Source organism: Paenarthrobacter sp. PPS72 (genome assembly GCF_048537125.1).
GTDB lineage: Bacteria > Actinomycetota > Actinomycetes > Actinomycetales > Micrococcaceae > Arthrobacter > Arthrobacter nitroguajacolicus_E.
Genome location: NZ_JBLYIE010000019.1, coordinates 209,321 through 231,371, shown reverse-complemented (window position 1 = coordinate 231,371; position 22,051 = coordinate 209,321). Strand labels below are relative to the sequence as shown.

Sequence of the window (22,051 nt, the reverse complement as noted above, 5' to 3'; positions counted from 1 at the left end):
CACGCTCCTCGTCGGCAGCGTCAGATGTGTATAAGAGACAGTTCCGAACGTCCGTGGTCAATACAACTAGAAGTCGAACAAGTCCCCCAGGAAGCCTTCCTTCTTCTTGCGCTTGCGGCCGTACTGGTCGTACCCGTCGCGGCGATCGTTGTCCCGGCGGTCGTAGTCCCGCCGGTCCCTGTCGTCATACCGCGGCTGCTGGGGCCGCGACTCGAACGGATTGTAGATGGGCGGCGGCGCGATGGGAGGCTGGGACGGCGCGGCGGCGGGCCGGGCCGGGGCGGGCATGGTTTCTGCCGCGACTCGATCAATGATCTTGTCCAGCTCCCCACGATCCAGCCACACACCCCTGCATTGCGGGCAGTAGTCGATCTCCACGCCGCTTCGTTCGCTCATTACAAGGTCAATGGAATCCACAGGACACTTCATGTTTGCCCCAACGATCGGACCGGATAATAAGTTCGGGCATTCCAAGGACCGGAATCAACCAAGCGGCGGTCACAGCGTACCGAGGCGCCCTAATCCCACGACGGCGAGCGTCAAAAGCCGCGACGTACCGCCGTGGCGTTCGCCGCAAGGTGGAGCCGTGCCCGGCGGAGGAAGCTATCCACGGCCTCTTTCTCCGACTCCGTGCGGAGGATGCAGTGATCCATGATCCCAGCGCGCTCATCCGTCTCCCACACTCGCCAACCCGTGCCGTCGCGCTCGATCCAGGAGGAACTTGATGAGCGCCCGGTTGGACCGAACCAATTGGCGGTCGCCAAGCGATGCGTGGCGAGATATGCCGATATCCTCGCCACAGTCAGGGACTCGTTATCCTCCAGCAACTCGTCCAGGTGGTGCAGCGTTGCAATGTCCATGCACCCATTGTCCACGGCCGCTTGGCGAGGACCCCCCAGACAAGGGAGACGGGAGGACTACCTGCCCGCTGAGATCCCGGCCAGCAACTGCTCGAACGGCAGCGACTCAAGCGAGTCGTTCTTCCGCCGTGGCTGAGGCCCGCTCAACAGCTGCACGAGTTCACCCGCGGCCCGGTCCACGCGCACCGAGAGGGGCGAAGCGCCGTCGTCCGTGTTTCCCCAGTCCTGCGGCCCCGCGAAGACGCCGGTAGCCGCGATCCTGGTGCGCAAGTAGGTGAACAGCGGACGCATGGCGTAGTCGAGGACCATCTGGTGGCGGTCGGTGCCGCCTGTAGCGCCGAGCAAAACGGCTTTGCCGTCCAACGACTTCGGGTCCAGGACGTCGATGAACGACTTGAACAGACCGCTGTAAGAGGCGCTGAAAACGGGGCTGACCGCGATGATGGCGTCCGAATCCTCGACGCCGGCAATCACGTCGGCGAGCCGCGGTGCGGCATAACCGGTGACGAAGTTGTTGGCGATATCCACCGCGAGGTCGCGGAGTTCGACCACGTCAACCTTCGTTTCGTAACCGGCCGCGCGCAGCTGCCGCTCGGCGGAGGCGGCCAGCTGGTCGGCCAGCAAGCGGCTCGACGACGGGACGCCGAGTCCGGCGGACAGTACGGTGATGCGGCGGGTTTCCATGGCATTCTCCTGTTGCTCGTTCATCCAGCTTACATGCGTTTGCATCTAAATCAATGAACAGGGAGCTGCTCCGAAGTATTCCCGGGACGCCTCAGCCAGCCCTGCGCTGCGTCAGAAACGCCACGGTAGCATCGGTGATTTGCTCCTGCGCCGCCGCGCGGTCGGCTGTGGGGTTACCGTCGCCGGGCTGAGCGCCGTAGCTTCCGAAGAACGCATGATTTCCCCCTTGGACCTCCACGAAGGTCGCGCCTGGAGGGAGCAGCTCGCGGGAAGCGTCGATCTTTGCTGGTGTGCTGAGGCCGTCTTCCGAGCCCGAGATGGACAGGACCTGCAGTCCCGCCCGGTCGCGCAGGGAGTCCAAAGGGTAGGACGCGTAGAGCAGCAAGCCGTCCACGTCCGGATTGCTCAGCGCGAAGGAGCTCGCCGTGACTCCGCCCAGCGAATGCCCGCCTACAGTCCACGAGGAGACTTCCGGATGGTCAGCCATAACGGCGCGGGCCTGGTTTCCGTCCAGCAGGCTGAGATTGAGGGGCATCTTGAGGATCACGACGAGGACTCCGGCATCCACAGCCGGCTTGAGAATGTCCGCATATGCACGGGCTTCAACGCGGGCACCAGGGTAGAAGACCAGTCCTTCGGCAGGCGTTCCCACGCTGGGAGTCATGGTGATGGCCGGGGGTGACTCAGCCACGGACACCTCAATGATCGCTCCAGCTTCAGCCGTGCCACCGGATTGGTAGGCGAAAGGATTCAGCCACAACAGCGTGGCCACAAGCGCCAACACCGCCGCCCGCCCGGCCCAAGCGCCAGTAGCCCTCAGTCCCGACCGCTTCCGGAACGCACGGCGACGACGCCACAGCAGGACGCCCCAAAGAACTCCGACGACGGCGGCAGTCACCAGGAGAACGGGCAGAAATGGGTGCCCACGCAGGACAGCCGGATTCCCGATCAGCATCCAGAGCGGAGCAACGACCAACGCAGCAACGCACACAACCGATGCCCAGAAGAGAGACGGCTGGCGTGTTATGGAAAGTGCCTCAGGGGAGGAAGTCATACTCCAATAATAGTTCCATCATGGAGATACTTTGAAATGATCCGGGCCTGCCCCTGAAACTACCGCCTCGTTGCGTGCGTGGACAGGAAGTCAAAGGTCTTGTCCCGGGCTTCGCGCGCCTCTTCAAAGTTCAGATGGAATTGGTACTCGTGCGGCAGTTCCGGCTCGTGCGTAGCGGGCCAGAAGAGCTCGGTCACCGGGACACCCGCATCCTTCAGCCGGTTGCTGTAGGGAACAGACTGAAGCCACGTGAGCCCGTCACCGTTGCCGCCGCTGATGAACGTCGGAGGGAACTCGTCGGTGACGAAGTCGATGGTGGACATGGTCGCGCCAGCGTACGTGGCGGACCAGTCCTTTGTGCCCGTGTACGCCCACAGGGACGTCTTGAACCCCCAAGCCACGATTCCGTTGAGATCTGCCATGGCCCGAAGGTCGTAGACGCCACAATGCAGGATCGTGGCCGCCAGATCGGATTTCTGGAGCGCAGGCTGAATCCCCATCAGGTTGGCGTACCCAGGATTAACGGTCAGGGTGGTCATCTGGCTTGCGAGCTGCGCACCGGCCGAATCACCGGCCAGGACAATGCGGCCGGTGTCCACGTTCAGCTCGGCTGCGTGGGCCTTGATGTAGGCGAGGGCTTCGTTGATGTCCCGCACCGCCGTGGGATAAGTGGCTTCGGGGGCGATCGGATAGCTCACGCCAATGGTGGTGTAACCCTCGGCTGCGATGATCTGGAGGTACGGATTCACATCGCGCTGAGCACCGGAAATCCACGCGCCGCCATGAATCCACACCACAGTGGGAAGTGGCCCAGTGGTGCCTGCGGGACTGAAGACGTCAAAGGTGGAACCGGGTTTGTAAACAACGCCAGCCTGGGTTTGCAACGGCGTATCCGGAACGTACGGCGTCATTTCGTCGATGGTCTCCTGCGCCCCGCGCTCAAAAACGGTTCGGATAAGCATGGCCGACGGCCACGGGGTCGCTGAAAGTGCCAGCGCCAAAATCAGAACCAGCAATATGGCCAACTCAAGCTTCCGGTGCTTAGCAGACCGCTTTCGCCGGATCCTCGAGAATGACCCTCTTTGGCTCGGCTCACTCTGCCTCGTGCTCGCTTGGATTGATTCCAACGGCCCCATCACACACTCCCCCGGTTCGGCGTATCTGTGGACCATGTTATGGCGCGAGGCCGCCCCCGAAGGTCAGGACAGCGGCCGCGCCGCCCGAAGCAGGACCCGCCCAATACGGAGAATTTGCTTGCATTATGAGTTCAAACTCATAACATGGGATAAGCCCCGACCCGCCATCCAGCACTCACGAAAGAAGCCCATGACACACCAAACCATCGCCCCTCTGGACGGCGTCCGGGTCCTGGAGCTCGGCAACTACATCGCAGCACCAACGGCCGGCAGACTGCTCGCTGACTTCGGCGCTGAGGTCATCAAGATTGAACGGCCTGGGACTGGTGACGAACTGCGTAACTGGCGCCTGCACAAGGGCAACACGTCCATGCTGTACCGCACGCTGAACCGCAACAAGAAGTCCGTGGTCCTGGATCTCCACACGGAGACCGGCAAGAAGGCCGTGCTGGAGCTGGTGGCCAAGTGCGACATTCTTCTGGAGAACTTCCGTCCCGGGACCTTGGAGAAGTGGGGCCTCGGGCCCGACGTCCTCAACGAGGCAAACCCGCACCTCATCGTCACCCGAATCTCCGCTTTTGGACAGACCGGGCCACTTTCCGAGCGGCCCGGGTTCGCCGCCGTCGCCGAAGCCTACGGCGGGTTCCGTAACCTGGTGGGCGACCCGGACCGTGCGCCGGTGCGTGTTGGCGTCTCCATCGGGGACTCCATCGCCGGCCTGTATGCCGCCTTCGGCTCCATGATGAGCCTGTACCAGCGTGAAGCACGACGCCGGGACTCGGCTGGCGCTGTTCCGCTTACCGAGCGCATCATCGACGTCGCGCTGAATGAAGCCATGTTCTCCATGATGGAATCGCTGATCCCGGATTATCAGGCGTACGGCGTGGACCGGCAGCGCGTTGGTGGACGGATGGAGGGCATCGCACCGTCCAATGCGTACGTGTGCAAAGACGGCGCGAGCATTGTGGTGGCCGGCAACGGTGATTCGATCTACCAGCGGTATATGCAGACCATCGGCCGCCCGGACCTCGCCGAGGACCCTTCCCTGCAAACAAATGCGGGGCGCTGGGCCCGACGCGAGGAACTGGATGAGGCCATCGGAGACTGGGTAGCCACGCTCTCAGGAGCTGAAGCCTTGGAGGCCCTCGAAGCCGCCGGCGTTCCCGCCGGCCCCATCTACACCGCCGCCGATATCAGCACGGACAGCCAGTACGCCGCCCGCAATATGATCCAGAAGTTTGATGTTTCCACGGGTGAGGAAGTCCTCCCCGGAGTGGGCTTCCCGGGCATTGTTCCGGTGATCGGAGACCAGTCCCTGCCTATACGTAACCTTGGCCCGGACTTGGGCGAAAATACGCAAGAAATCCTTGGCGGACTCCTGAACATGGATGCCGCACAGATCAATGCGGCTTCCGGTCGCGAGGAGGCCCTCCGACCATGAACCGCTTTGAAAGCCCTCTGGCCAGCACGTTGGGCGATGTCATCCTCAAGGACGTTACCCTGCGCGACGGACTCCAACTCACGGGCAAACTCCTGCCGACAGAACAGAAGATCGAGACCGTGCGGGAGTTGCTGCGCCTCGGAGTGCCGGCGATCGAGCTGGGCTCCATGGCTCGTGCAGACTTGGTCCCCACCATGGCCAACACACTGGAGGTGGTCCAGGCCCTCACGCCCGGGGAACTGGAGAAGTGCTGGATCTGGGTAGCTACACCCGGCCACGTTGCCAAAGCTTCCGCTGCCGGGGCGAGGAATTTTCAGTATTGCCTGTCAGCCTCGGATTCCCACAACAAGGCGAACATCGGGCGGACCACTGACCAGAGCCTGGCCGCTTTGCCCGAGGCTGTTGAGTACACCCGCGCAGTCGGTGGCCAAATCCAGTTGTGCATTGCCACGTCCTTCACTTGCCCGTTTGAAGGCTACGTTCCTGAGGAGCGCATCCTCTCCATCGCCAACGATCCCCGCGCTGAAGGCACCACGGACATAGTCATCTGCGACACCTTGGGGCAAGCCGTCCCCGCCCAAGTATCCCGGCTCATCACCCGCGTGCGGGACGAGTCCCCTGCCCGCAGGATTGTCTATCACGGCCACGACACCTGGGGTTTGGGTGTTGCAAATACGCTCGCTGCCATCCAGGCCGGCGCCGCGATGGTTGACGGCGCCCTTGGCGGCTTGGGCGGCTGCCCGTTCGCGCCCGGGGCCAGTGGCAACACCTCCAGCGAAGACATCCTCTTTGCGACACGTCCCGCGTGGCTGACTCCGGACGTCTTTGGGGAACTCGTGGCGCTTTCAGAGAAACTCTTGGCGGAACTGGGTGAGCCCAACCGTTCCAAGTCAGCCCAAGGTGCGCGTTCGAAAGCTGAGGCTTTTGATTGGGTCATGCCATCCGCTGTTCAGCCTGCGCCCTAGTGCCGCTTCCTAGCTTTTCCGGCCAGCCCCGCCCGCAGCCATGAGCTCCAAGCGTCTAAGTGTCTCCCGGTTCCGTACGGAAATCATGGGATCCCGCAGGGCTTTGGGAACCACTTTTCCTGGGCCACGCACTGCATCCTCCGAGATGGAAACCCGGCATTGGGAACCTCCCAGGTCCTCCAGCGTGATCTGCACCTTCGCCTCGCCCAAAGGCCAGCCTCTGGCGAGAAGCTCAAGCTTTTGGCTGGGTTCCATTTTTGTCACCCGGGTGCTGTCATCGATAAGGAAAGGCCAGGAGCCAACAGAATGGTGCAACTTCGCGCCAACCTGGGGCCACTGCTCGTCTACAGCGCGGATCCTTGAGGCACCCACAACCCAGCCCGAATAGAGCCAGCCATCGGCGATCACCTTCCAAATAGCAGCGGCAGGGGACTTGAACAGCTGCGTCACGGTGGACATGGTGTTCCTCTCTGCGTGCCCATCAGTGTGTTGACACTAAGCTAAGCATGCTTAGTGTTACCTCGCCACCATGCTGTCATGAAGTTGGTTTAGTGGCCTTGCCGTCCAGCCAAAGTGTGTCCGATTCGTCGCGGTGGGTCCCGTCCGATCCCACATGCTTGCTGTCAATCCCCGGGCCCTTCTTGATGACGTGCACCAACGCCATTCCGTGTCCACGGCCAAGATCATAGTCAGCTTTGAGCCATTCAAGGATGGTCCCGGCCTTAACCGAAGGGTCGTTGAATCCCTTACTTTCCGCAATTTCAACCAGTTGCCGAGGTGTGAGTCCCGTTTTGTCTTCAATAGCGTCGAGGTAAGCCTGGAACGACATCAGCGTCGCCTTTCGTCTTTGATTTCATGAGGAGGATGCCTAAGTATTCGTGATCCACATGGTACCGACACCTTGCGGCACCTTTTATGGAACCTGCTGCGCCGGGGTGGAGGGGTCCCGATGGTATCGGGCGGTATGCCTGCGCCCCTACACTGATCGCATGACGAGCCAGCTGTGGCACTCTTTTGCGGTGGGTGCGGCCGTCGCTGTGACGCTTCCGCTTATGTCCGGATGTGACTCGGGCGATCCAGCCTCCCAGCCCACCAGCGGGAGTTCGGGACCCATCACTGTAGAGGTCAACCAATCCCGGGATCAGTACGGACAACATGCCATCCTGCTGCAGCTCACGAACACCACGGATTCACCTCTGACCGTGACCGGCGCCCGTTTGCGATCTCCCTTGTTTGAAGATGACATCACCTGGGAGCCATCAGAGGGCAGCCTTGAATTGCCACCCCGCCAACCGAAGAGCCTTCCTGCTGCTTTGCCCGCGGCAGCCTGCGAAACACACCAAGCCACAACGGAAATCAACGCCAGTATCAGCTACTCAGCCCCGGGCGAGGATCCTGTAGAGGAAAACGCCAGCGCCTCTGATCCCTTCGGCGTCCTGCCCAGAAACGCCGGAGAGCTATGCATTGCATCGGAAGCAGCCGCTGTCGCAACCATGGTCTTGGACCCGGCACTGGAGGTGGACGCGGACGGTCGCACCGCCGTCGTGCGCCTTGTCATCACGCCAGCCACACCGGGAGGGACGGGGCAAAACCTGACCATTGAGTCGATCGACGAAACCACGTTACTGGCGCAATCCCCCACGGATCCTTGGCCGACAAACACAACCGTGGGTACGGCCCCGCAGGAACTTCCGCTGACCATCCGCCCCGCCCGTTGTGACCCGCATGCTGTCGCGGAAGACAAGGTGGGGACCTTATTACCGCTGAGGGTCGCCATTGGCGATAGGAAGGGCGTATTGAAGATTGCGGCTTCGAATGACCTGCGCGGGCGAATCTACGACTTCGTCACGGCCGCCTGCGCTGGCCAACGGGCCTAACCGAGAGTGGGCAAGGCGCGGGGAGCGCACTCCACTTTTACCTTCACGTTGGCCTCCACTGTCTTCACTTCACCATCCATTTGGTACGGCAGCGGCTTGAGCGTGGTGAATTCGTAGCTGCTCACGCTCGGCTGATCACCCAGCCCCTGCGTGGTGGCCTTGAGGGCAGTCAGCAGAGTGCGCCATTTGGGCATGTGCGGGAAGACGATCACCTCGAATTTCCCATCCGACGGGTGGTCCTCTGCTTCGCTCAACGTGGCGTACTTGGCCATTTCATTGATATTGGCGAACACGAGACTGTCGAACTTTCGGCGCTTACCGTCTGCCAGGCGGATGCCGAAGGGTTCGAACTTGGAGAAGGTTTGGATCACCGTGACCATTTCCTTCAAAGCGCCTTTGCTGCCCTTTTCGAGTTCAGTGGCAACCACCGGGGTGAGGCCGAATCCGATATAAGAATGCGCATATTCGAGGGGCTCATTCTCCGTTTGGCCAGTGTGAATCCGGAGAAGGTCGATGTTGTGAACGTGTCCCTCCGCGATGGCCTCTTCCAAAGGTTTGGTCGCCATGATCCGGCTATGGTCGTTCGCGTTGCCGGCAGCCCTCACAGCGCAGACGGCCTTCGGGTTCTTGGCCTGCATCACACCATTAACCACCTCGTTGTAGCCGCCATCGCCGCTCACCGAAACCACCAGGACATCGCCGCCCTTTGAGGCAGCTTCCCGCGCCAGGTCTACCGCATGCCCGGCGTGCTCGGTGGGCTTGAGGGTAATTTCGGGCTGATACGTGAGCAGCTCCCTCAGCCTGTCGTGCAGTTGCTGCGCCAGCTCAGGCGCGTCCCCGGTGCTGTTGGGATTGAAGATGATGACAATCGACTCAAAGGTCCGTGCAGAATCCATATGTGCTCCTCCTAGGTGCGCCCGCTTAACTTCTACCCATTGCGCTGGGCGTCAATCAGGTGCCGGGTGGAGTGAGCCATGAAGGGGCGACCAGCTCTCATTTGCTCGTCCAGCTCTTTGAGTTTGTCACGATAGCCCTCAACGGAGAAGTTGGGGGCCCTTATCTCTTCCCTGCCGCGAGTTGCGCAGCAACCCTGGCTATCAAATCGAAAGGAATTTCCTTGGCCAGCGGGAATTTCAGGGTCCCCTTGCCGGAGAGGTAAGGGGCGATCTCCGCGGCTAAGCCTTCATCACCACGAGGGACCGGATAGATCGAGATGTGGTGCGCCCAAGCTGCGAAGTACACCACGTAGTGCCCGCCAATGGTGACGGTGGGGATGCCGTAGCTGATCATCTCCCCCGCATTCGGCACGGCGGCGTGGATGGTTCGTCGAATTTCCTGGAGGACCTGCCGGGTGGCCTCAGGCTGGGCAGAGATATACGCATCCACTGTCGGGGGTTTGTCAGGCATGGTCATTCTCCCTACGGTTGAGGATTCAGCTCTCGCCGGGGAACCGGCCACCAATGAGCCTGGTCATGTGCTCCGCTGTGGCGAGAAGGGGTTCCACCCAGGCCTCGCACGTCTCCAACGGCATCCGAAGTGTTGGTCCGCTGATGGTTACCGCGCCCACCAAGCCGGCGGCAGAGTCGAAAACAGGGGCCGAAAGGCCCGATGCCCCGTCTTCCCTCTCCCCCACAGTGATGGCGAAACCATCCGCATGGGTTTTCTTCACTGCGGCTTCGAGTTCTTCTGAACCGGTGATGGTGTAGTCGGTAATGGATTCCAAAGGGTCCCTCAGGACGGCTTCCATGAGCTCCGGCGACCAAGCGAGCAGGACCCTGCCCGCTGAGCCTGCATGAAGCGGGACGATCTTGCCCAGGTGCATCTCGCGGCGGAGTGCGTGATGTGTATCGGCCATGGCGACGCAAACCCGGTAGTGTTGCTCGGCTTTGAAGAAGCAGGCAGTCTCTCCGGTGGTGTCGCGCAGGTTCTTGAGCAGCGGGCTGAGGATGTCCACAACCTCCATGCCCCGGGTTGCGGGCGCAGCCCAGTACGCCATACGCATCCCGATTCGGTAAGCGTCGCCCTCGCGGTCAAGGAAGCCCTGGGATGTCAGATTCGTGACCAGTCGTTGCACCGTGGACGTGGGCATGCCGGTGAACTCGCGGATATCAGCCAACTGAAGCACGGGCTTGGACAAGGAAAAGGCATCCAGGATGGACGTGATCTTACCCAGAACCAGCAAAGGGTTACCGCTGGCCTTCGCGGAAGCATCGGATGCTGACATATGACTCACGCTAAACGCTGCAGCGGGGTCGCGCCAATCCCGCCGGTAGGGTTGCACCATGGGGACAGTTTTGGAGGCCGAAGGCCTGTTGGTTGGCTATGCCGGGGCTCCGGTTTGTGGCGAAGTTTCCGCGTCGGTGGACGCGGGCGAGGTCTTGGGAATCGTCGGCGTCAACGGCGCAGGAAAGTCTACGGTGGCCCGGACCATAGCGGGACGGCAGACTTCCCTGGCCGGCGACGTGAAGGTCCACGGCTTACTCATTGATCCGGACGCCGTGCCGTTCCGGAGGCAAGTATCCGCAGTCTTCGACGATGATCTCTTCTTCCCTTCCCTCACCGTTCGCGAACATTTGCTCCTCATAGCCCGAGGACACTCCCTTGATGACCCCGAAGCCCGTGTCGAGGAAGAACTGGAGTTCTTCGGACTCCTGGGAAGGGCCCACGCCATCCCTGATGCGTTGTCTTCGGGCCAGCGCCGGAGGTTGCTGCTTGCCGCTGGACTTATCCGCCCGTCGTCGCTCCTTATCCTCGACGAGCCGGAACAACGGCTTGACCCGCGCATGCGGGTCGCCCTCGGGGATCGCATCGCCACGCATGCGCACGACGGCGGCGCAGTAGTGCTGGTCACCCATGATCCCCAACTGTTGCTTGCCACGGCCTCCACCTGTTTGGTTATTGACGACGAAGTCCGGGAGTTCAGTCCGGATCAGGGGGCCTCGATCATTGCCGGGTCCTGACATGCTCGCCGTTGAACCATCCTCGCAGGATCGGGAGCTCGCCTCTGAGATTGTCCGCTTCACCCGCCGCTCGGCCAGACGCTACAAACGCAGCCGGACCTCGTGGGGAGACCTGTTCGTCGACGCCTACAGCTGGGCACTAGGCATTGGTGTATCACTGACCCTGGCGGCCTCGTTCGTCCTGGCGCTGCGCAACGAAATCGCAGACCGGGCGTCAACATCCAACAGCATCATCCGCGCGCAATGGCTCGTCCTGCCGGAGTCCCTGCTATGGACATCCGTCACTTTCGCGGCCCTCCTCGTCATCAGCAACCTTGCGCGGAAGCTTGGTCCGATGACTGTCAACGGCGCAGAGAGCACCTGGTGGCTGACGCTACCCGTCGATCGCCGTCCCATGGTCTTGCCGCCCTTCGTTCGAAAAGTTGCGCTTACTGCCCCCGGCGCGGCCGTGATCTACCTGCCCTTCAGCATGGTGACTGCCGTTGACCGCGCGCCTCTGGAACACCTTCTTGCTTCCTTCGCTTTCGGCGCGGCCGGCGCTATCGCGGTTACTCTCGCGGCCGTTCAGCAGCTCGGTTTGCTGGTGCCGCGTCTCGGCAGGGCGACGACGACGGCGGCCCTTCTGTTGTGCTCGATCCTTCCCTCAGTGTTCTGGTCGCCGTGGCCGACAGCGCTGCTGGCCGTTGCCGCCATCGGACTCCTGGCAGTGGTGGTGCCGCGCGCGGGTCAAGTGCGGGGTGACGAACTGGTCCGGGGCGGCGCCGTAGCCGGTCATACCGGAGCGTCCCTCTTCATGATGGATTCCAATGAGGTGCTTCGAGCGCTTGGTGGTGGCAACAAGAGGGTCGACGGCGGCCGGGCAGCCCGCTTCTACACCCGCCCGGCCCGGGGCCCACTGAGGGCACTGATCCGCGCTGATGTGGTGGCCTTCCTCAGGCTCAATCCCCCGGTGACACCACCGATTCTGTGGCTTATCGCCTGCATCGCCGTATTGCTCGTGGAAGGCGGGCTGCCGGAATTCGCACAGCTGGCGGTCATAGTGGTCTCCGGCTGTGCCACTGCTTCCGGTATGGGCCACGTGGCCCGTAAGACGGCGCTGGTTCCGGAAATCGACGCCCTGCTGCCGCTGCATCCGGCACTTGTGAGGAGCAGCCGGGCGCTTATGCCGTGTTTGGCAATGGCTGTCTGGATGACCGGGCTGAGTGGGCTTTTGGTTCTCCTGGGTGCGGCCGATCCCTGGTTGATAGGAGTCGGCGCCCTCGCAGGCGTAGGTATGGGCGCGGGGACTCTCCGCGCTGCGACGAGGACTCCCCCGGACTGGACCGCGCCTCCGGTTGAAACACCCTTCGGTCCGGTTCCCCGCGCCCAACTTGGCACACTCATGCGGGGGATGGACGTGACTATCCTGGCCATGGTTCCGCTGCTGCTAGCGTTGTACCTCGGCTACGTGCCGATGTCCGTGGTCAGTATTCAGGCTGCCTTGAGTGCCGGCATCTTCCTGGTGGTGGTGCTGTCGCGGGCCAAGCGCACGTGACTGTTTTGCGGAGCGCCGTCTTTCCGAGCGCCGTTGAGAGAAGCACCGTTCAGAGGAGCACCGTACCTTCGATGCACGTGGCCGACGCCCCACCAACCCAGATTTCGCCATCATCAGCCTTGACGTGAACGCGGCCAGCCCTGCCCAGGACAGTACCTTGAGCTGCCACATATTCATCAGGCGCCCGGCTGCTGCCAATAAGCCACTGCGCCGCACCGGCATTGAAACTGCCGGTCACCGGGTCCTCCACCATGGCGTCACCCGGAATGAACGTCCGGACTTCAAAGTCGACGCCGGAACCCGGCTCGTGTGGGCCAATCACCCCAACCTTGAGGTCACCCATGGCGACGAGATCGGGTTCAATGGCCAGGACTTGCTCCGCGGAATTAAGAAGCACGCCGATCCACGTGGGGCCGTTCACCAGCCACGACGCGTCCAGCAGAGCACCCTCGGGCAGCCTCAGACCAGCAGCGAGCTGTGCCCGGATGGCGTCATCCACGGGGCCAAAGCGAGTCAGGGGCGGAGCGGCGAAAGCCAGGCGGCCGGCGTCGTGCTTTACCCTCACCAAACCCGCGCCGCATTCCTGAACCAGAACTCCGTCCGTCTTGGGCACTCCCCCGGCCTGCAACCACGTATGCGCTGAACCAAGCGTGGGATGACCGGCGAAGGGGAACTCCTCGCTGCCCGTGAAGATCCGTACCCTATAGTCCGCTTGGGGGTGGGTGGGAGGGAGCAGGAACGTGGTTTCGGAGAGGTTGGTCCAGTTGGCGAAGTGCTGCATCGCCCCTGGGCTGAGGCCTTCGGCATCGACCACGACGGCCAGCGGGTTGCCCTTGTACGGCACCTCCGAGAAGACGTCTACCTGATGGAATGGGCGGTTGCGCAGGGCTTCTGAAGTCACCGCTGAAGGCTATCATTCGGGTGCTGACCGGTTTTTGCTGACGCACCTGCCCACGTCTGCGAAACTACCCCTATGGCAGAGAACAAGACCCAGCCCACGGACGTTTCCGTAGAAGAATTCCTGGCCGCTGTGGAACATCCGAAGCGTCGTGAGGACGGCTTCGAGTTGCTGGAAATGATGCGTGAGATCACCGGTCAGGAACCCGTCATGTGGGGCCCGTCGATCGTTGGCTTCGGTAGCTATCACTACAAATACGACACCGGGCGCGAAGGTGACTCAGCCGCCGTCGGGTTCTCACCGCGCAAGGGCAGTTTGGCACTGTATGGACTCACCTATGGCCCCGATGCCGACCGCCTGCTTCCCGATCTCGGGAAACACAAGACCGGTGCCGCCTGCCTCTATGTCAACAAGCTGGACGATGTGGACCGGGACATCCTGGCCGAGATGATCCGTACCGGCTACAAGCACGTCATGGAGGAGCTTCACACCCCCTAAATCCCGCGCCGAGGTGGCACTTGATGACGGTGTTTTCGCCCCGAACTGTCGTTAAGTGCCATCTCGGCGGGGCTTTGGGGAACAAAAAGACCCCTGCTACCGGAATCCGGTAGCAGGGGTCTTCAGATGCAGTCAGAGACTACTTTGCTGCTACGACCTCGAGGTCGATGACAGCAGAAACATCCTCGTGCAGGCGAACGTTGGCCGTGTACGAACCGACAGACTTGATGTGGTTCGGCAGTTCAACGTTGCGCTTGTCGATGGCGCCGAGGCCAGCGGCCTCAACAGCAGCAGCGACGTCAGCAGGCTTGACGGTGCCGAAGAGACGACCGGACTCGCCGGCCTTCACCTCGAGCTTGACCTTCTTGGAGGACAGAGCCTGGGCCTGTGCCTGTGCAGCTTCAACAGAAGCGTGTGCACGAGCGGCGCGGGCAGCCTTGATGGACTCAACCTGCTTCTCGCCACCCTTGCTCCAGGTCAGTGCGAAGCCGCGGGGCAGCAGGAAGTTACGTGCGTAACCGTCCTTGACCTCGACAACGTCGCCAGCAGCACCGAGACCGGTTACTTCGTGGGTCAGAATGAGCTTTGCCATGTTAGTTAATCCCTTCCCTTAGCCGCGGCCAGCGCCGGAGTAAGGCAGCAGAGCAACTTCGCGGGCGTTCTTGATTGCCTGGGCGATTTTGCGCTGTTCCTGAACGGTAACGCCAGTGACGCGACGAGCGCGGATCTTTCCGCGGTCGGAGATGAACTTGCGCAGCAGTGCTACGTCCTTGTAGTCGATGACAGTGATGTCAGCGGCCTTCAAGGGGTTGGACTTTGGTTTGGGCTTACGGAGTTCAGCCTTAGCCATCGTGGAGCTCCTTTTCTATGGAGCCCGTGGATATTGATCCACGGGATGGTGGTGTTCGACGGCGGTTGTTGCCATGGTGCCTTTCGGCACTTCCGGTGAGCGTCCGGCGTCGGACGTTTATTTGGTGTTTAGAAGGGAGGTTCGGAATCCGGGCCGTTGCCCCAGCCGCCAGCATTGCTGACACCGGGCGTAGCCCAGGGGTCATCCTGCTGTTGTGCGGGCTGGTTGCCGCCCCAGGTTCCACCGGAGTTGCCGCCGCCCTGGTTTCCACCAGGAGCGCCACCTCCGAAGCCACCGGAATTACCGGCGTTACCGCCACCGAAGCCACCCTGGCCACCGCCGGAGCGCTGGGTTCGGTTGACCTTGGCGTTTGCGTAACGCAGGCTCGGGCCGATTTCGTCGACCTCAAGCTCGATTACGGTGCGCTTTTCGCCTTCTTTTGTTTCGTAAGAACGGCTCTTCAAACGGCCGGAAACGATGACGCGCATGCCCTTGGTGAGGGACTCGGCCACGTTCTCGGCTGCTTCGCGCCATACCGATGCGCGTAGGAACAGGGTTTCCCCGTCCTTCCACTCATTGGACTGGCGGTCAAAGGTCCGGGGAGTAGAAGCGATGGTGAAGTTCGCTACTGCTGAGCCAGACGGGGTGAACCGCAGCTCGGGGTCATTGGTGAGATTACCGATGACCGTAATAGTGGTTTCGCCTGCCATCTACTGCCTCCTTGTTCGTTCCTTCGGGGTAAAGATCTGGAAGGGGCTGATTACTCAGCAACGACCTTCTGGTCTTCAGGGCGGATGATCTTGGTGCGCATGATCGTCTCGTTGAGAGACAGCTGGCGATCAAGTTCCTTGGCGGTAGCCGGAGCTGCGGTGAAGTTCACCACGGCGTAGATACCTTCGGACTTCTTCTTGATGTCGTACGCCAGACGGCGACGGCCCCAGATGTCTACCTTTTCGATGGTTCCACCATCGGTGGTGATGACATTGAGGAACTTCTGAAGCGACGACTCTACGGTACGCTCTTCGACCTCGGGGTCGATGATTACCATCAATTCGTAAGGACGCATATGTGAACCCACCTCCTTTGGGCTAAGCGGTTACGGTATTTCCGTAACAGGAGGTTCATTTGCGATGCTGCATTGGCGCTCCCCGGCCGAAAACACGGCAAGAGGGCGTAACACAGACTTCAATATCTTAGTGCATCTCCTGCACTCAAAGCTATTCGACGGGATCCAGGGCCGGAACCAGTCAGGTTGCGTATGTGGATAACCTGACGCAGCAGCACGGAATGCTGGGCCTATGACCGTCCTGAAGTCCATCGTTCTCTATCGTTTGGTATCGCCGCGCTGGGCATCTACGGCTTCTTCGCAGCCTTCCAACCCGACGCCCACTTTGGCCGCGTCCTCGCGGGCTATGGCGGGGTGTTCATTGCCGACTCACTCGCGTGGGGAATGCTCATGGCCGATGTTCGGCCGGACCGCTGGGACGTGATCGGGGCAGCAATCTGCATCGTTGGCATGGGCGTCATCATGTTTGCGCCGCGAACTGGCGACTGGGACTCGAAGAAACGCGAACGGAAACGACAAAACCCCCGGAAGATTAACTTCCGGGGGTTTCTTTGTGCGCGGAGGGGGACTTGAACCCCCACCCCCTTTCGAGGACTAGCACCTCAAGCTAGCGCGTCTGCCATTCCGCCACCCGCGCAAGGTGATCAGGAGAACAAGACTTCGTTTTTCTCCTTGACAGCGTCAAAGACACTAACACGAAGAACGGCAATCTGTGGATTCCTGTGGCACTGGGAGCCTCCCGCTAGGGTTGGGGCCATGGATGCCACACCCCTAAGCGCCTTGGTTCTGACAGTTATCTTCTCCGCGATCGCGCTCTATTTTCTGTACTTCGTGATCCGCGCCGGCGTGCGCGACGGCATCCTGCAAGCTGACAGAAAGCGCAACGAGCAAGCGGAACCGTCACGCCAAACAGAGTTTTAGAAGGCTCGACGGCGGTGGTGCCTTAAGAGCGATGCGGGACAGCCGCCGTCGAGTACTGACGGCGGCTGTCCCGCAATAAGACACGACGCCGGTCAGGAACCGATCTTGGCTCGTTCGGCTTCCCCGCCAAGCACCGGAGTGGAAGGCGAGTTCGCTTTATTGCGGTAGCGAAGCACGCCGATGCCTACAACGATCGCCGCCAGGGCCAGCGAGAGGAACAGTGACTCGCGCGTGGATTCGATGATGACCATCCCGATGATGAGCGCCACGATGGCACCGATGGCAATCCACGTGAGGTACGGGAAGAACCACATCTTGAGGTCGAGATCCTTGGCAGCCGCGCCCATTCGTTTACGCAGGATGAGTTGCGAGGTTGCGATGACCAACCACACGAACAATGCAATGGCACCCGAGGTGTTCACGAGGAACAGGAACACGGAATCCGGTGCAATGTAGTTGGCACCAACGGTGAGGAAGCCCACCACAGTGGAAGCGAGCACGGCCGCAGCCGGAACGCCACGCTTGGAGATCTTCATCCAGGCCCGGGGTGCATCGCCGCGCTGCGAGAGCGAGAAAAGCATGCGGCTGGCGGTGTAAAGGCCGGAGTTCAGGCAGGAAAGCACCGAGGTGAGGACAACAATGTCCATGATGGTGCCCGCGCCCGGGATTCCATAGAGCTCGATCACGGCAACGTAGGGACTCTTCGCCACGGAGGCGTCATTCCAGGGCAGGAGCGTGACCACGATTGCGATGGATCCAATGTAGAAGATCAGAATGCGCCAAACAGTGGACTTCACGGCCTTCTTGACGGCGTCTACCGGGTTCTCGGATTCGCCGGCGGCAATGGTGGCGATTTCCGCGCCAAAGAAGGAGAAGACCACCACAAGGATGCCCGCGAGGACTGCGCCCGGGCCGTTTGGCATGAAGCCGCCCTGCTCAAGCAGGTTGGCGACGCCGGGTGCTGAGACTCCGGGCATGAAGCCGAGGATGGCAACGATTCCAGCCAGCAGGAAAATGACGATTGCCGCCACTTTGATGGAGGCAAACCAGAATTCGAACTCACCGTAGGACTTCACGGATCCCAGGTTGGTCAGCGTGAGGAGCACCATCAGAATGAGGGCCCAGACCCACTGATCGACGCCGGGAACCCAGCGGTGCATGATGGCCGCACCGGCCGTGGCTTCAATGCCCAGGACGATGATCCAGAACCAGGCGTAGAGCCAGCCAATGCTGAACCCGGCCCAGCGGCCAAGCGCCTTGTCGGCATAGGTGGAGAAGGAACCCGTCTCAGGGTTGGCCGCAGCCATTTCGCCAAGCATGCGCATGACGAGGATGACCACGAGGCCGGCAGCCAGGTAGGCCACGAGGATTCCCGGGCCGGCCTGCTGGATGGCAGCCCCGGAGCCAACGAACAGACCGGCTCCGATGACGCCGGCGATGGCAATCATGGAGAGGTGTCGGGGCTTAAGGGACTTGGAAAGCTGTTGGTCAGCGTGCATGGATCGGCGCCGTCCTTTAGGTTTGAGGTTGGCCGCAGTGGTGTGCCACGGACCACATGACTAAATCACGCTAACCTGCTACACCAGCGCTCATCCTGTGCAGCTGAACAATTTGCGGAGCTTGAAAACAGAAGCCTGCACAAAATGTACTCTCGCATGCATCCAATGTTTCCTATAGGAAACTTTAGTAACACCCGTGAAATGACTGTTTGAAGCTTCCGCTTACACTGCTGTCCGGAAGAACCGCTCTGCTACCGCCGCCAGGCTCTTCGCATCCTGCACTCCACACAGTTCCCGCGCAGAGTGCATGGACAGCAGCGGGATACCTACATCCACCGTGCGGATACCCAAGCGGGTGGCAGTCAGGGGTCCGATGGTGGAACCACACGGCAGGTCATTGTGTGAAACATACTCCTGGTACGGAACGTCTGACTCATCGCAAAGCCGTGCCCACAACGCCGCGCCGGTAGCGTCGGTGGCATAGCGCTGGTTTGCGTTGATTTTGAGCAGCGGACCCCCATTGAGTACCGGCCTGTTGGCAGGATCGTGCTTCTCCGCGTAGTTCGGGTGGACGGCGTGGCCGGCATCCGCAGATACACAGAACGACGCCGCCAGGGCCTGCCGCCGCTGGCTCACCGAGGCGCCGAGGCCGTCGGAGACGCGCACCAGGATGTCCTCGAGGATAGGTCCGCAGGCGCCGGAGCGCGAATTGGAGCCGATCTCTTCGTGATCAAACGCCGCGAGGACGGCGATCGGACCCGTCGTCGGTGCTGCGGCTGCGTGCGCCATCAGCGCCACCAAGCCAGCGTGCGTGGAGGAAAGGTTGTCCAAGCGACCGGAGGCGAAGAACTCACCTTTGGCCCCGAAAACCGCAGGTGCCTGCGTGTCCGCAACAACGACGTCGTACCCGCCGATGTCCGCAGCATCAACGCTGCTGCCTTCCACACGTGAGGCGAGCAATCCCAGCACGTCCTCACCGGCGGGATCACCCTGACCGAAGATGGGGTTCATGTGCTGCTGCTTGGACAGCTGCAGCCCGTTGTCGTTGGCGCCGCGGTCCAAGTGAATGGCAAGCTGCGGGAAGCGGAGGAGTGGTCCAGTCGCCGTGAGGTGTTGGGTGCCGTCACGCATCACCAGCCGGCCGGCCAACTGGAGTTCACGGTCCAGCCAGGAGTTGAGGAGTGGGCCGCCATAGACCTCGACGCCGGCCTGCAACCAACCAAATTTGCCCGTGGTGGGCTTCGGCTTGAGTTTGAAGGACGGCGAATCGGTGTGCGCGCCAAGGACGTTGAAGCCGGTGGTGGGACCTGCGTTCTCCGGGGTCACCCAAGCGATCAGTGCGCCGTCCCTAATCACGTAGAACTTGCCTGCTCCTCCGCCCCACGGCTGCAGCTCATCCAACGCAGTGAAGCCAACAGCGTCCAGCCGCAGGGCAGCCTGGTGCACCGCGTGGAAGCTCGAAGGAGAGGCCGCTACGTACGCGCCCAGATCGTTGATGTGGTCAACTGCTGCGGAGGCATTCGAAGGCATGCCCCCGAGTCTAGCCGCGCTTTCTTTATCCACAGGGCTACACGGTGACGTTCAGCGCGGCAGTGTAGCCACCCGCGACTGAACCAGACATAGTCGCCAACTGGTATATGCCCCCATCATCCCCAAAGACGTTGTCCGAGGTCAGGGTGGTATTCGGGAAGTTTCGGTCGCTGGACTCGTAACCGGAACTAGCGTAGACGTCCTTACACGCGGCCTCCGTGAGGGCAATCTGCGAGACCGCGAGCACTTGCCCGGCTGCCGTTGTGTTGCTCATGGATTCAAATACCTCAAAGTGAATATGAGGCCAGCGGCCTTTATAGGCTCCGGGATAAACGGTGCTGAAAGTGAGTTGCCCGTTGGCGTCGGATTCTTGAATGCCGCGGAGGTAGTTCTCGTTCTCAAGGCCGGAATCGTAGAGCGAGTACTTGCCATCCTTGTCGCAGTGCCAGGCATACACAGCGGCGCCGGCCAAAGGAGCGCAACCGTTCGCGTTATCCAGGAGCGTCAGGGTAACCGTCAGCGGCACACCCTCAGCCTTGGTGGTGGAAGTTCCAAAGCTGGACCTGATGTCGCGGCGAACCACTCCGGACGCCTCAAGCACGTTGGGGCCGTTGGAACCGTCGCCAGGGTAGGGTCCCAACGTTTCCTCAGGGATCTCCACTCCGCATTCTGCGAAGGCACGGGTCACGGTACTCGTAGCGGAAGGCGATGCTGCCGCCGTCGAACTTTCAGTTGCTGTAGCGGTAGCACTGGCAGTGCTCGACGGCGACGCTTTGCCGCCTCCCGTACCCGGGGTGCAGGCCGCGAGGGCTGCTGCTGTTCCGGCGCCAAAGAGGAGGCCCAAACTGCGACGCCGACTCAGGAGCGTGGAGAGATCGAATTCAAGGCCGCGATCATGGTTGGGATGTGGAGTAGTCATGCATCCATGAAACTCGGCCCACCTATGGCTTGTACATGGCGGGACTGTGCGAGCGCTGTGAAGGCAGCCGCACCAACGTGCAATATAAACATTTCCATATGCTTGTAATGACCTTGGCATCGTGACACCATATCTCAAAGACGCACTGACGGAAGGGTCCCTGACATGAACATTGAACTTAAAACGGTGCGCAAGCTCCGCATCCATTGGCCCATTCCCGCAGAGACATTGACTAAACTTGCCGGCGGCGACCTCCGGGCGTTGAACTCCGACGCCGGAATTACCTCCCTGCTGGATGAACTGCAAACCACACCGGAACTGGGCGGCTTCGGGAACTATCACCACGTCTTTGAGTCCTCCGCAGGATTCGAGGGCTTCACAGTTGCCGAAGGGGCCAACCCCACCCTTGGGACCGTGGGCCAGCGGACAATCTCACCAACGTTCGTGTTCACCACCTACTTTGACGACACCCTGGACCAGACCACTGTCCAAGCCCTTGTTCAGCGAATTGTGGACATCCACCCGTGGGAAGTTCCCGTTATCGAGGTATCGGGACCACTCAGCGTCTCCAGCAGCGCTGCTGCCGCCCACTCCGAAACAAGGATGGCATCATGAACTCTCCCCTGTGGCCGGAGCTGGCACCACTACTCCTCAACAGAACATTCACGGACCTGACCCACGCCTTCCATCCCGGCCAGCCCCACTTTCCTGCCTTTCCCGACGAGACAAGGGATACCCTCTTCGACCTTGCAAGAGGGGATGGATTCACTGCCCACAGGTACTCGATTGTGGGCCAGTGGGGCACTCACGTAGATCCGCCGTCGCATTTTGTCCGTGGCGGGCGAACCCTTGATCAGCTCCCCGTCGAAGACATGGTTTTGCCGTTAGTGATCCTGGACATCAGCAGCCGGGTTCCGGCCGATCCGGACGCCACACCCCGCATGGACGACGTCCTGGAGTGGGAATCGCGCCACGGTGACATCCCCGCGGGGTCATTCGTGGCTTTACGCACTGGATGGAGCCGCCGCTGGCCGGATACTGCAGCCATGGCCAACCGCGACGCCGCCGGGATAAGCCACACTCCGGGGTGGTCCCACGAAGTTCTGGAACACCTGATCGAAAAACGCGCAGTCACCGCCTTCGGCCACGAACAAACAGACACTGACCCCGGGACGGCCACCTCACGGCAGGATTTCAGCCTGGAAACCTACGTGCTCGCCAAGGACAAATGGCAGATCGAACTGATGGCCAACCTGGAGCACGTTCCTGTGGCGGGGGCCGCCCTGATTGCTACGTGGGCGAAGCCGCTGGAGGGCAGCGGCTTTCCGGCCCGGGTCTTCTCCATCCACTAGGCCTGTC

The 22,051-nt window shown here is 61.4% G+C and carries 27 protein-coding genes, 1 tRNA gene and 1 pseudogene; 10 read left to right on the top strand and 19 right to left on the bottom strand.

Annotated features, from left to right (window positions below; all coding sequences use genetic code 11):
- Positions 1-66: 66 nt before the first annotated feature.
- From ACLRGI_RS10190 to ACLRGI_RS10170, 5 genes are all read right to left on the bottom strand, one after another.
- Complete coding sequence (locus ACLRGI_RS10190; protein WP_419201530.1) at positions 67-429, bottom strand: TFIIB-type zinc ribbon-containing protein; 363 nt, start codon at positions 427-429, stop codon at positions 67-69.
- Between the two features lie 110 nt (positions 430-539).
- Positions 540-860: a hypothetical protein gene (locus tag ACLRGI_RS10185; RefSeq protein ID WP_419201529.1), complete on the bottom strand. Its 321-nt coding sequence runs from the start codon at positions 858-860 to the stop codon at positions 540-542.
- Positions 861-917: 57 nt separating this feature from the next.
- Positions 918-1,544, bottom strand: coding sequence for an FMN reductase (locus ACLRGI_RS10180; protein WP_419201543.1), 627 nt, complete (start codon positions 1,542-1,544; stop codon positions 918-920).
- Between the two features lie 91 nt (positions 1,545-1,635).
- Positions 1,636-2,598 (bottom strand): alpha/beta hydrolase, encoded by a 963-nt coding sequence (locus tag ACLRGI_RS10175; RefSeq protein WP_419201528.1) that lies wholly within the window; start codon positions 2,596-2,598, stop codon positions 1,636-1,638.
- A gap of 59 nt (positions 2,599-2,657) precedes the next feature.
- Positions 2,658-3,560, bottom strand: a complete 903-nt coding sequence (locus ACLRGI_RS10170) for an alpha/beta hydrolase (RefSeq protein WP_419201527.1) — start codon at positions 3,558-3,560, stop codon at positions 2,658-2,660.
- 364 nt (positions 3,561-3,924) lie between these two features.
- Between ACLRGI_RS10170 and ACLRGI_RS10165 the strand changes: the two genes are divergently transcribed.
- A complete protein-coding gene (locus ACLRGI_RS10165) occupies positions 3,925-5,175 on the top strand; it encodes a CaiB/BaiF CoA transferase family protein (protein WP_419201526.1) in 1,251 nt (416 codons plus the stop codon).
- Positions 5,172-6,140: a hydroxymethylglutaryl-CoA lyase-like TIM-barrel protein gene (locus tag ACLRGI_RS10160; protein WP_419201525.1), complete on the top strand. Its 969-nt coding sequence runs from the start codon at positions 5,172-5,174 to the stop codon at positions 6,138-6,140. Before ACLRGI_RS10165 ends, ACLRGI_RS10160 begins: the two co-directional genes overlap by 4 nt.
- A gap of 9 nt (positions 6,141-6,149) precedes the next feature.
- On the opposite strand, the gene ACLRGI_RS10155 is transcribed toward ACLRGI_RS10160, so the two are convergent.
- Together ACLRGI_RS10155 and ACLRGI_RS10150 are read right to left on the bottom strand one after the other, a co-directional pair.
- Complete coding sequence (locus ACLRGI_RS10155) at positions 6,150-6,599, bottom strand: SRPBCC family protein (RefSeq protein WP_419201524.1); 450 nt, start codon at positions 6,597-6,599, stop codon at positions 6,150-6,152.
- A 76-nt stretch (positions 6,600-6,675) separates the two neighbouring features.
- The gene (locus tag ACLRGI_RS10150) at positions 6,676-6,969 is read right to left on the bottom strand and encodes a DUF4287 domain-containing protein (RefSeq protein ID WP_419201523.1); all 294 of its coding nucleotides are present in this window, start codon (positions 6,967-6,969) and stop codon (positions 6,676-6,678) included.
- Between the two features lie 160 nt (positions 6,970-7,129).
- Between ACLRGI_RS10150 and ACLRGI_RS10145 the strand changes: the two genes are divergently transcribed.
- Positions 7,130-8,017 (top strand): hypothetical protein, encoded by an 888-nt coding sequence (locus ACLRGI_RS10145; RefSeq protein ID WP_419201522.1) that lies wholly within the window; start codon positions 7,130-7,132, stop codon positions 8,015-8,017.
- Here ACLRGI_RS10145 and ACLRGI_RS10140 read toward each other — a convergent pair.
- The 3 genes from ACLRGI_RS10140 to ACLRGI_RS10130 all read right to left on the bottom strand — a co-directional run bounded on the left by ACLRGI_RS10140 (position 8,014) and on the right by ACLRGI_RS10130 (position 10,241).
- Positions 8,014-8,913: a diacylglycerol/lipid kinase family protein gene (locus ACLRGI_RS10140; RefSeq protein WP_419201521.1), complete on the bottom strand. Its 900-nt coding sequence runs from the start codon at positions 8,911-8,913 to the stop codon at positions 8,014-8,016. The genes ACLRGI_RS10145 and ACLRGI_RS10140 overlap by 4 nt on opposite strands.
- Positions 8,914-9,073: 160 nt before the next feature.
- Complete coding sequence (locus tag ACLRGI_RS10135; protein ID WP_419201520.1) at positions 9,074-9,424, bottom strand: iron chaperone; 351 nt, start codon at positions 9,422-9,424, stop codon at positions 9,074-9,076.
- Positions 9,425-9,449: 25 nt separating this feature from the next.
- Positions 9,450-10,241 (bottom strand): IclR family transcriptional regulator, encoded by a 792-nt coding sequence (locus ACLRGI_RS10130; protein ID WP_419201542.1) that lies wholly within the window; start codon positions 10,239-10,241, stop codon positions 9,450-9,452.
- Between the two features lie 58 nt (positions 10,242-10,299).
- Between ACLRGI_RS10130 and ACLRGI_RS10125 the strand changes: the two genes are divergently transcribed.
- Complete coding sequence (locus ACLRGI_RS10125; protein ID WP_419201519.1) at positions 10,300-10,977, top strand: ABC transporter ATP-binding protein; 678 nt, start codon at positions 10,300-10,302, stop codon at positions 10,975-10,977.
- 1 nt (position 10,978) lies between these two features.
- The gene (locus tag ACLRGI_RS10120; RefSeq protein ID WP_419201518.1) at positions 10,979-12,511 is read left to right on the top strand and encodes a DUF6297 family protein; all 1,533 of its coding nucleotides are present in this window, start codon (positions 10,979-10,981) and stop codon (positions 12,509-12,511) included.
- Positions 12,512-12,560: 49 nt separating this feature from the next.
- Here ACLRGI_RS10120 and ACLRGI_RS10115 read toward each other — a convergent pair whose 3' ends face one another.
- Entirely contained in the window at positions 12,561-13,412 is an 852-nt protein-coding gene (locus tag ACLRGI_RS10115) for a PhzF family phenazine biosynthesis protein (RefSeq protein WP_419201517.1), read from the bottom strand.
- Positions 13,413-13,484: 72 nt separating this feature from the next.
- Here ACLRGI_RS10115 and ACLRGI_RS10110 point away from each other — a divergent pair, with 72 nt between their 5' ends.
- The gene (locus ACLRGI_RS10110) at positions 13,485-13,907 is read left to right on the top strand and encodes a DUF1801 domain-containing protein (protein ID WP_419201516.1); all 423 of its coding nucleotides are present in this window, start codon (positions 13,485-13,487) and stop codon (positions 13,905-13,907) included.
- A gap of 139 nt (positions 13,908-14,046) precedes the next feature.
- On the opposite strand, the gene rplI is transcribed toward ACLRGI_RS10110, so the two are convergent.
- The 4 genes from rplI to rpsF form a co-directional block, all read right to left on the bottom strand.
- Positions 14,047-14,499, bottom strand: coding sequence for a 50S ribosomal protein L9 (gene rplI, locus ACLRGI_RS10105; protein WP_089597031.1), 453 nt, complete (start codon positions 14,497-14,499; stop codon positions 14,047-14,049).
- Positions 14,500-14,517: 18 nt separating this feature from the next.
- A complete protein-coding gene (rpsR, locus tag ACLRGI_RS10100; RefSeq protein WP_003800144.1) occupies positions 14,518-14,757 on the bottom strand; it encodes a 30S ribosomal protein S18 in 240 nt (79 codons plus the stop codon).
- A 128-nt stretch (positions 14,758-14,885) separates the two neighbouring features.
- Positions 14,886-15,467, bottom strand: a complete 582-nt coding sequence (locus tag ACLRGI_RS10095) for a single-stranded DNA-binding protein (RefSeq protein WP_011776754.1) — start codon at positions 15,465-15,467, stop codon at positions 14,886-14,888.
- A 50-nt stretch (positions 15,468-15,517) separates the two neighbouring features.
- Complete coding sequence (gene rpsF, locus ACLRGI_RS10090; RefSeq protein WP_011776755.1) at positions 15,518-15,823, bottom strand: 30S ribosomal protein S6; 306 nt, start codon at positions 15,821-15,823, stop codon at positions 15,518-15,520.
- Between the two features lie 267 nt (positions 15,824-16,090).
- On the opposite strand from rpsF, the pseudogene ACLRGI_RS10085 reads away from it, so the two are divergent.
- Positions 16,091-16,306, top strand: a pseudogene (locus tag ACLRGI_RS10085) (YnfA family protein); the annotation flags it as partial.
- A gap of 71 nt (positions 16,307-16,377) precedes the next feature.
- Here the strand turns inward: ACLRGI_RS10085 and ACLRGI_RS10080 are convergent.
- Positions 16,378-16,460: transfer RNA gene (locus ACLRGI_RS10080), tRNA-Leu, on the bottom strand.
- 119 nt (positions 16,461-16,579) lie between these two features.
- On the opposite strand from ACLRGI_RS10080, the gene ACLRGI_RS10075 reads away from it, so the two are divergent.
- On the top strand, positions 16,580-16,744 hold the full coding sequence (locus tag ACLRGI_RS10075; protein ID WP_419201515.1) for a hypothetical protein: 165 nt from the start codon (positions 16,580-16,582) through the stop codon (positions 16,742-16,744).
- 92 nt (positions 16,745-16,836) lie between these two features.
- Here the strand turns inward: ACLRGI_RS10075 and ACLRGI_RS10070 are convergent, their stop codons facing one another.
- From ACLRGI_RS10070 to ACLRGI_RS10060, 3 genes are all read right to left on the bottom strand, one after another.
- Positions 16,837-18,243 carry an amino acid permease gene (locus ACLRGI_RS10070; protein WP_419201514.1) on the bottom strand — a complete coding sequence of 469 codons (1,407 nt, stop codon included), beginning with the start codon at positions 18,241-18,243 and terminating at the stop codon, positions 16,837-16,839.
- 222 nt (positions 18,244-18,465) lie between these two features.
- On the bottom strand, positions 18,466-19,773 hold the full coding sequence (locus ACLRGI_RS10065; RefSeq protein ID WP_419201513.1) for a M18 family aminopeptidase: 1,308 nt from the start codon (positions 19,771-19,773) through the stop codon (positions 18,466-18,468).
- A 37-nt stretch (positions 19,774-19,810) separates the two neighbouring features.
- On the bottom strand, positions 19,811-20,692 hold the full coding sequence (locus ACLRGI_RS10060; RefSeq protein ID WP_419201512.1) for an intradiol ring-cleavage dioxygenase: 882 nt from the start codon (positions 20,690-20,692) through the stop codon (positions 19,811-19,813).
- 165 nt (positions 20,693-20,857) lie between these two features.
- Between ACLRGI_RS10060 and ACLRGI_RS10055 the strand changes: the two genes are divergently transcribed.
- A complete protein-coding gene (locus tag ACLRGI_RS10055) occupies positions 20,858-21,307 on the top strand; it encodes a hypothetical protein (protein WP_419201511.1) in 450 nt (149 codons plus the stop codon).
- Positions 21,304-22,044, top strand: coding sequence for a cyclase family protein (locus tag ACLRGI_RS10050; RefSeq protein WP_419201510.1), 741 nt, complete (start codon positions 21,304-21,306; stop codon positions 22,042-22,044). The genes ACLRGI_RS10055 and ACLRGI_RS10050 overlap by 4 nt, the downstream gene beginning before the upstream one ends.
- Positions 22,045-22,051: the final 7 nt, after the last annotated feature.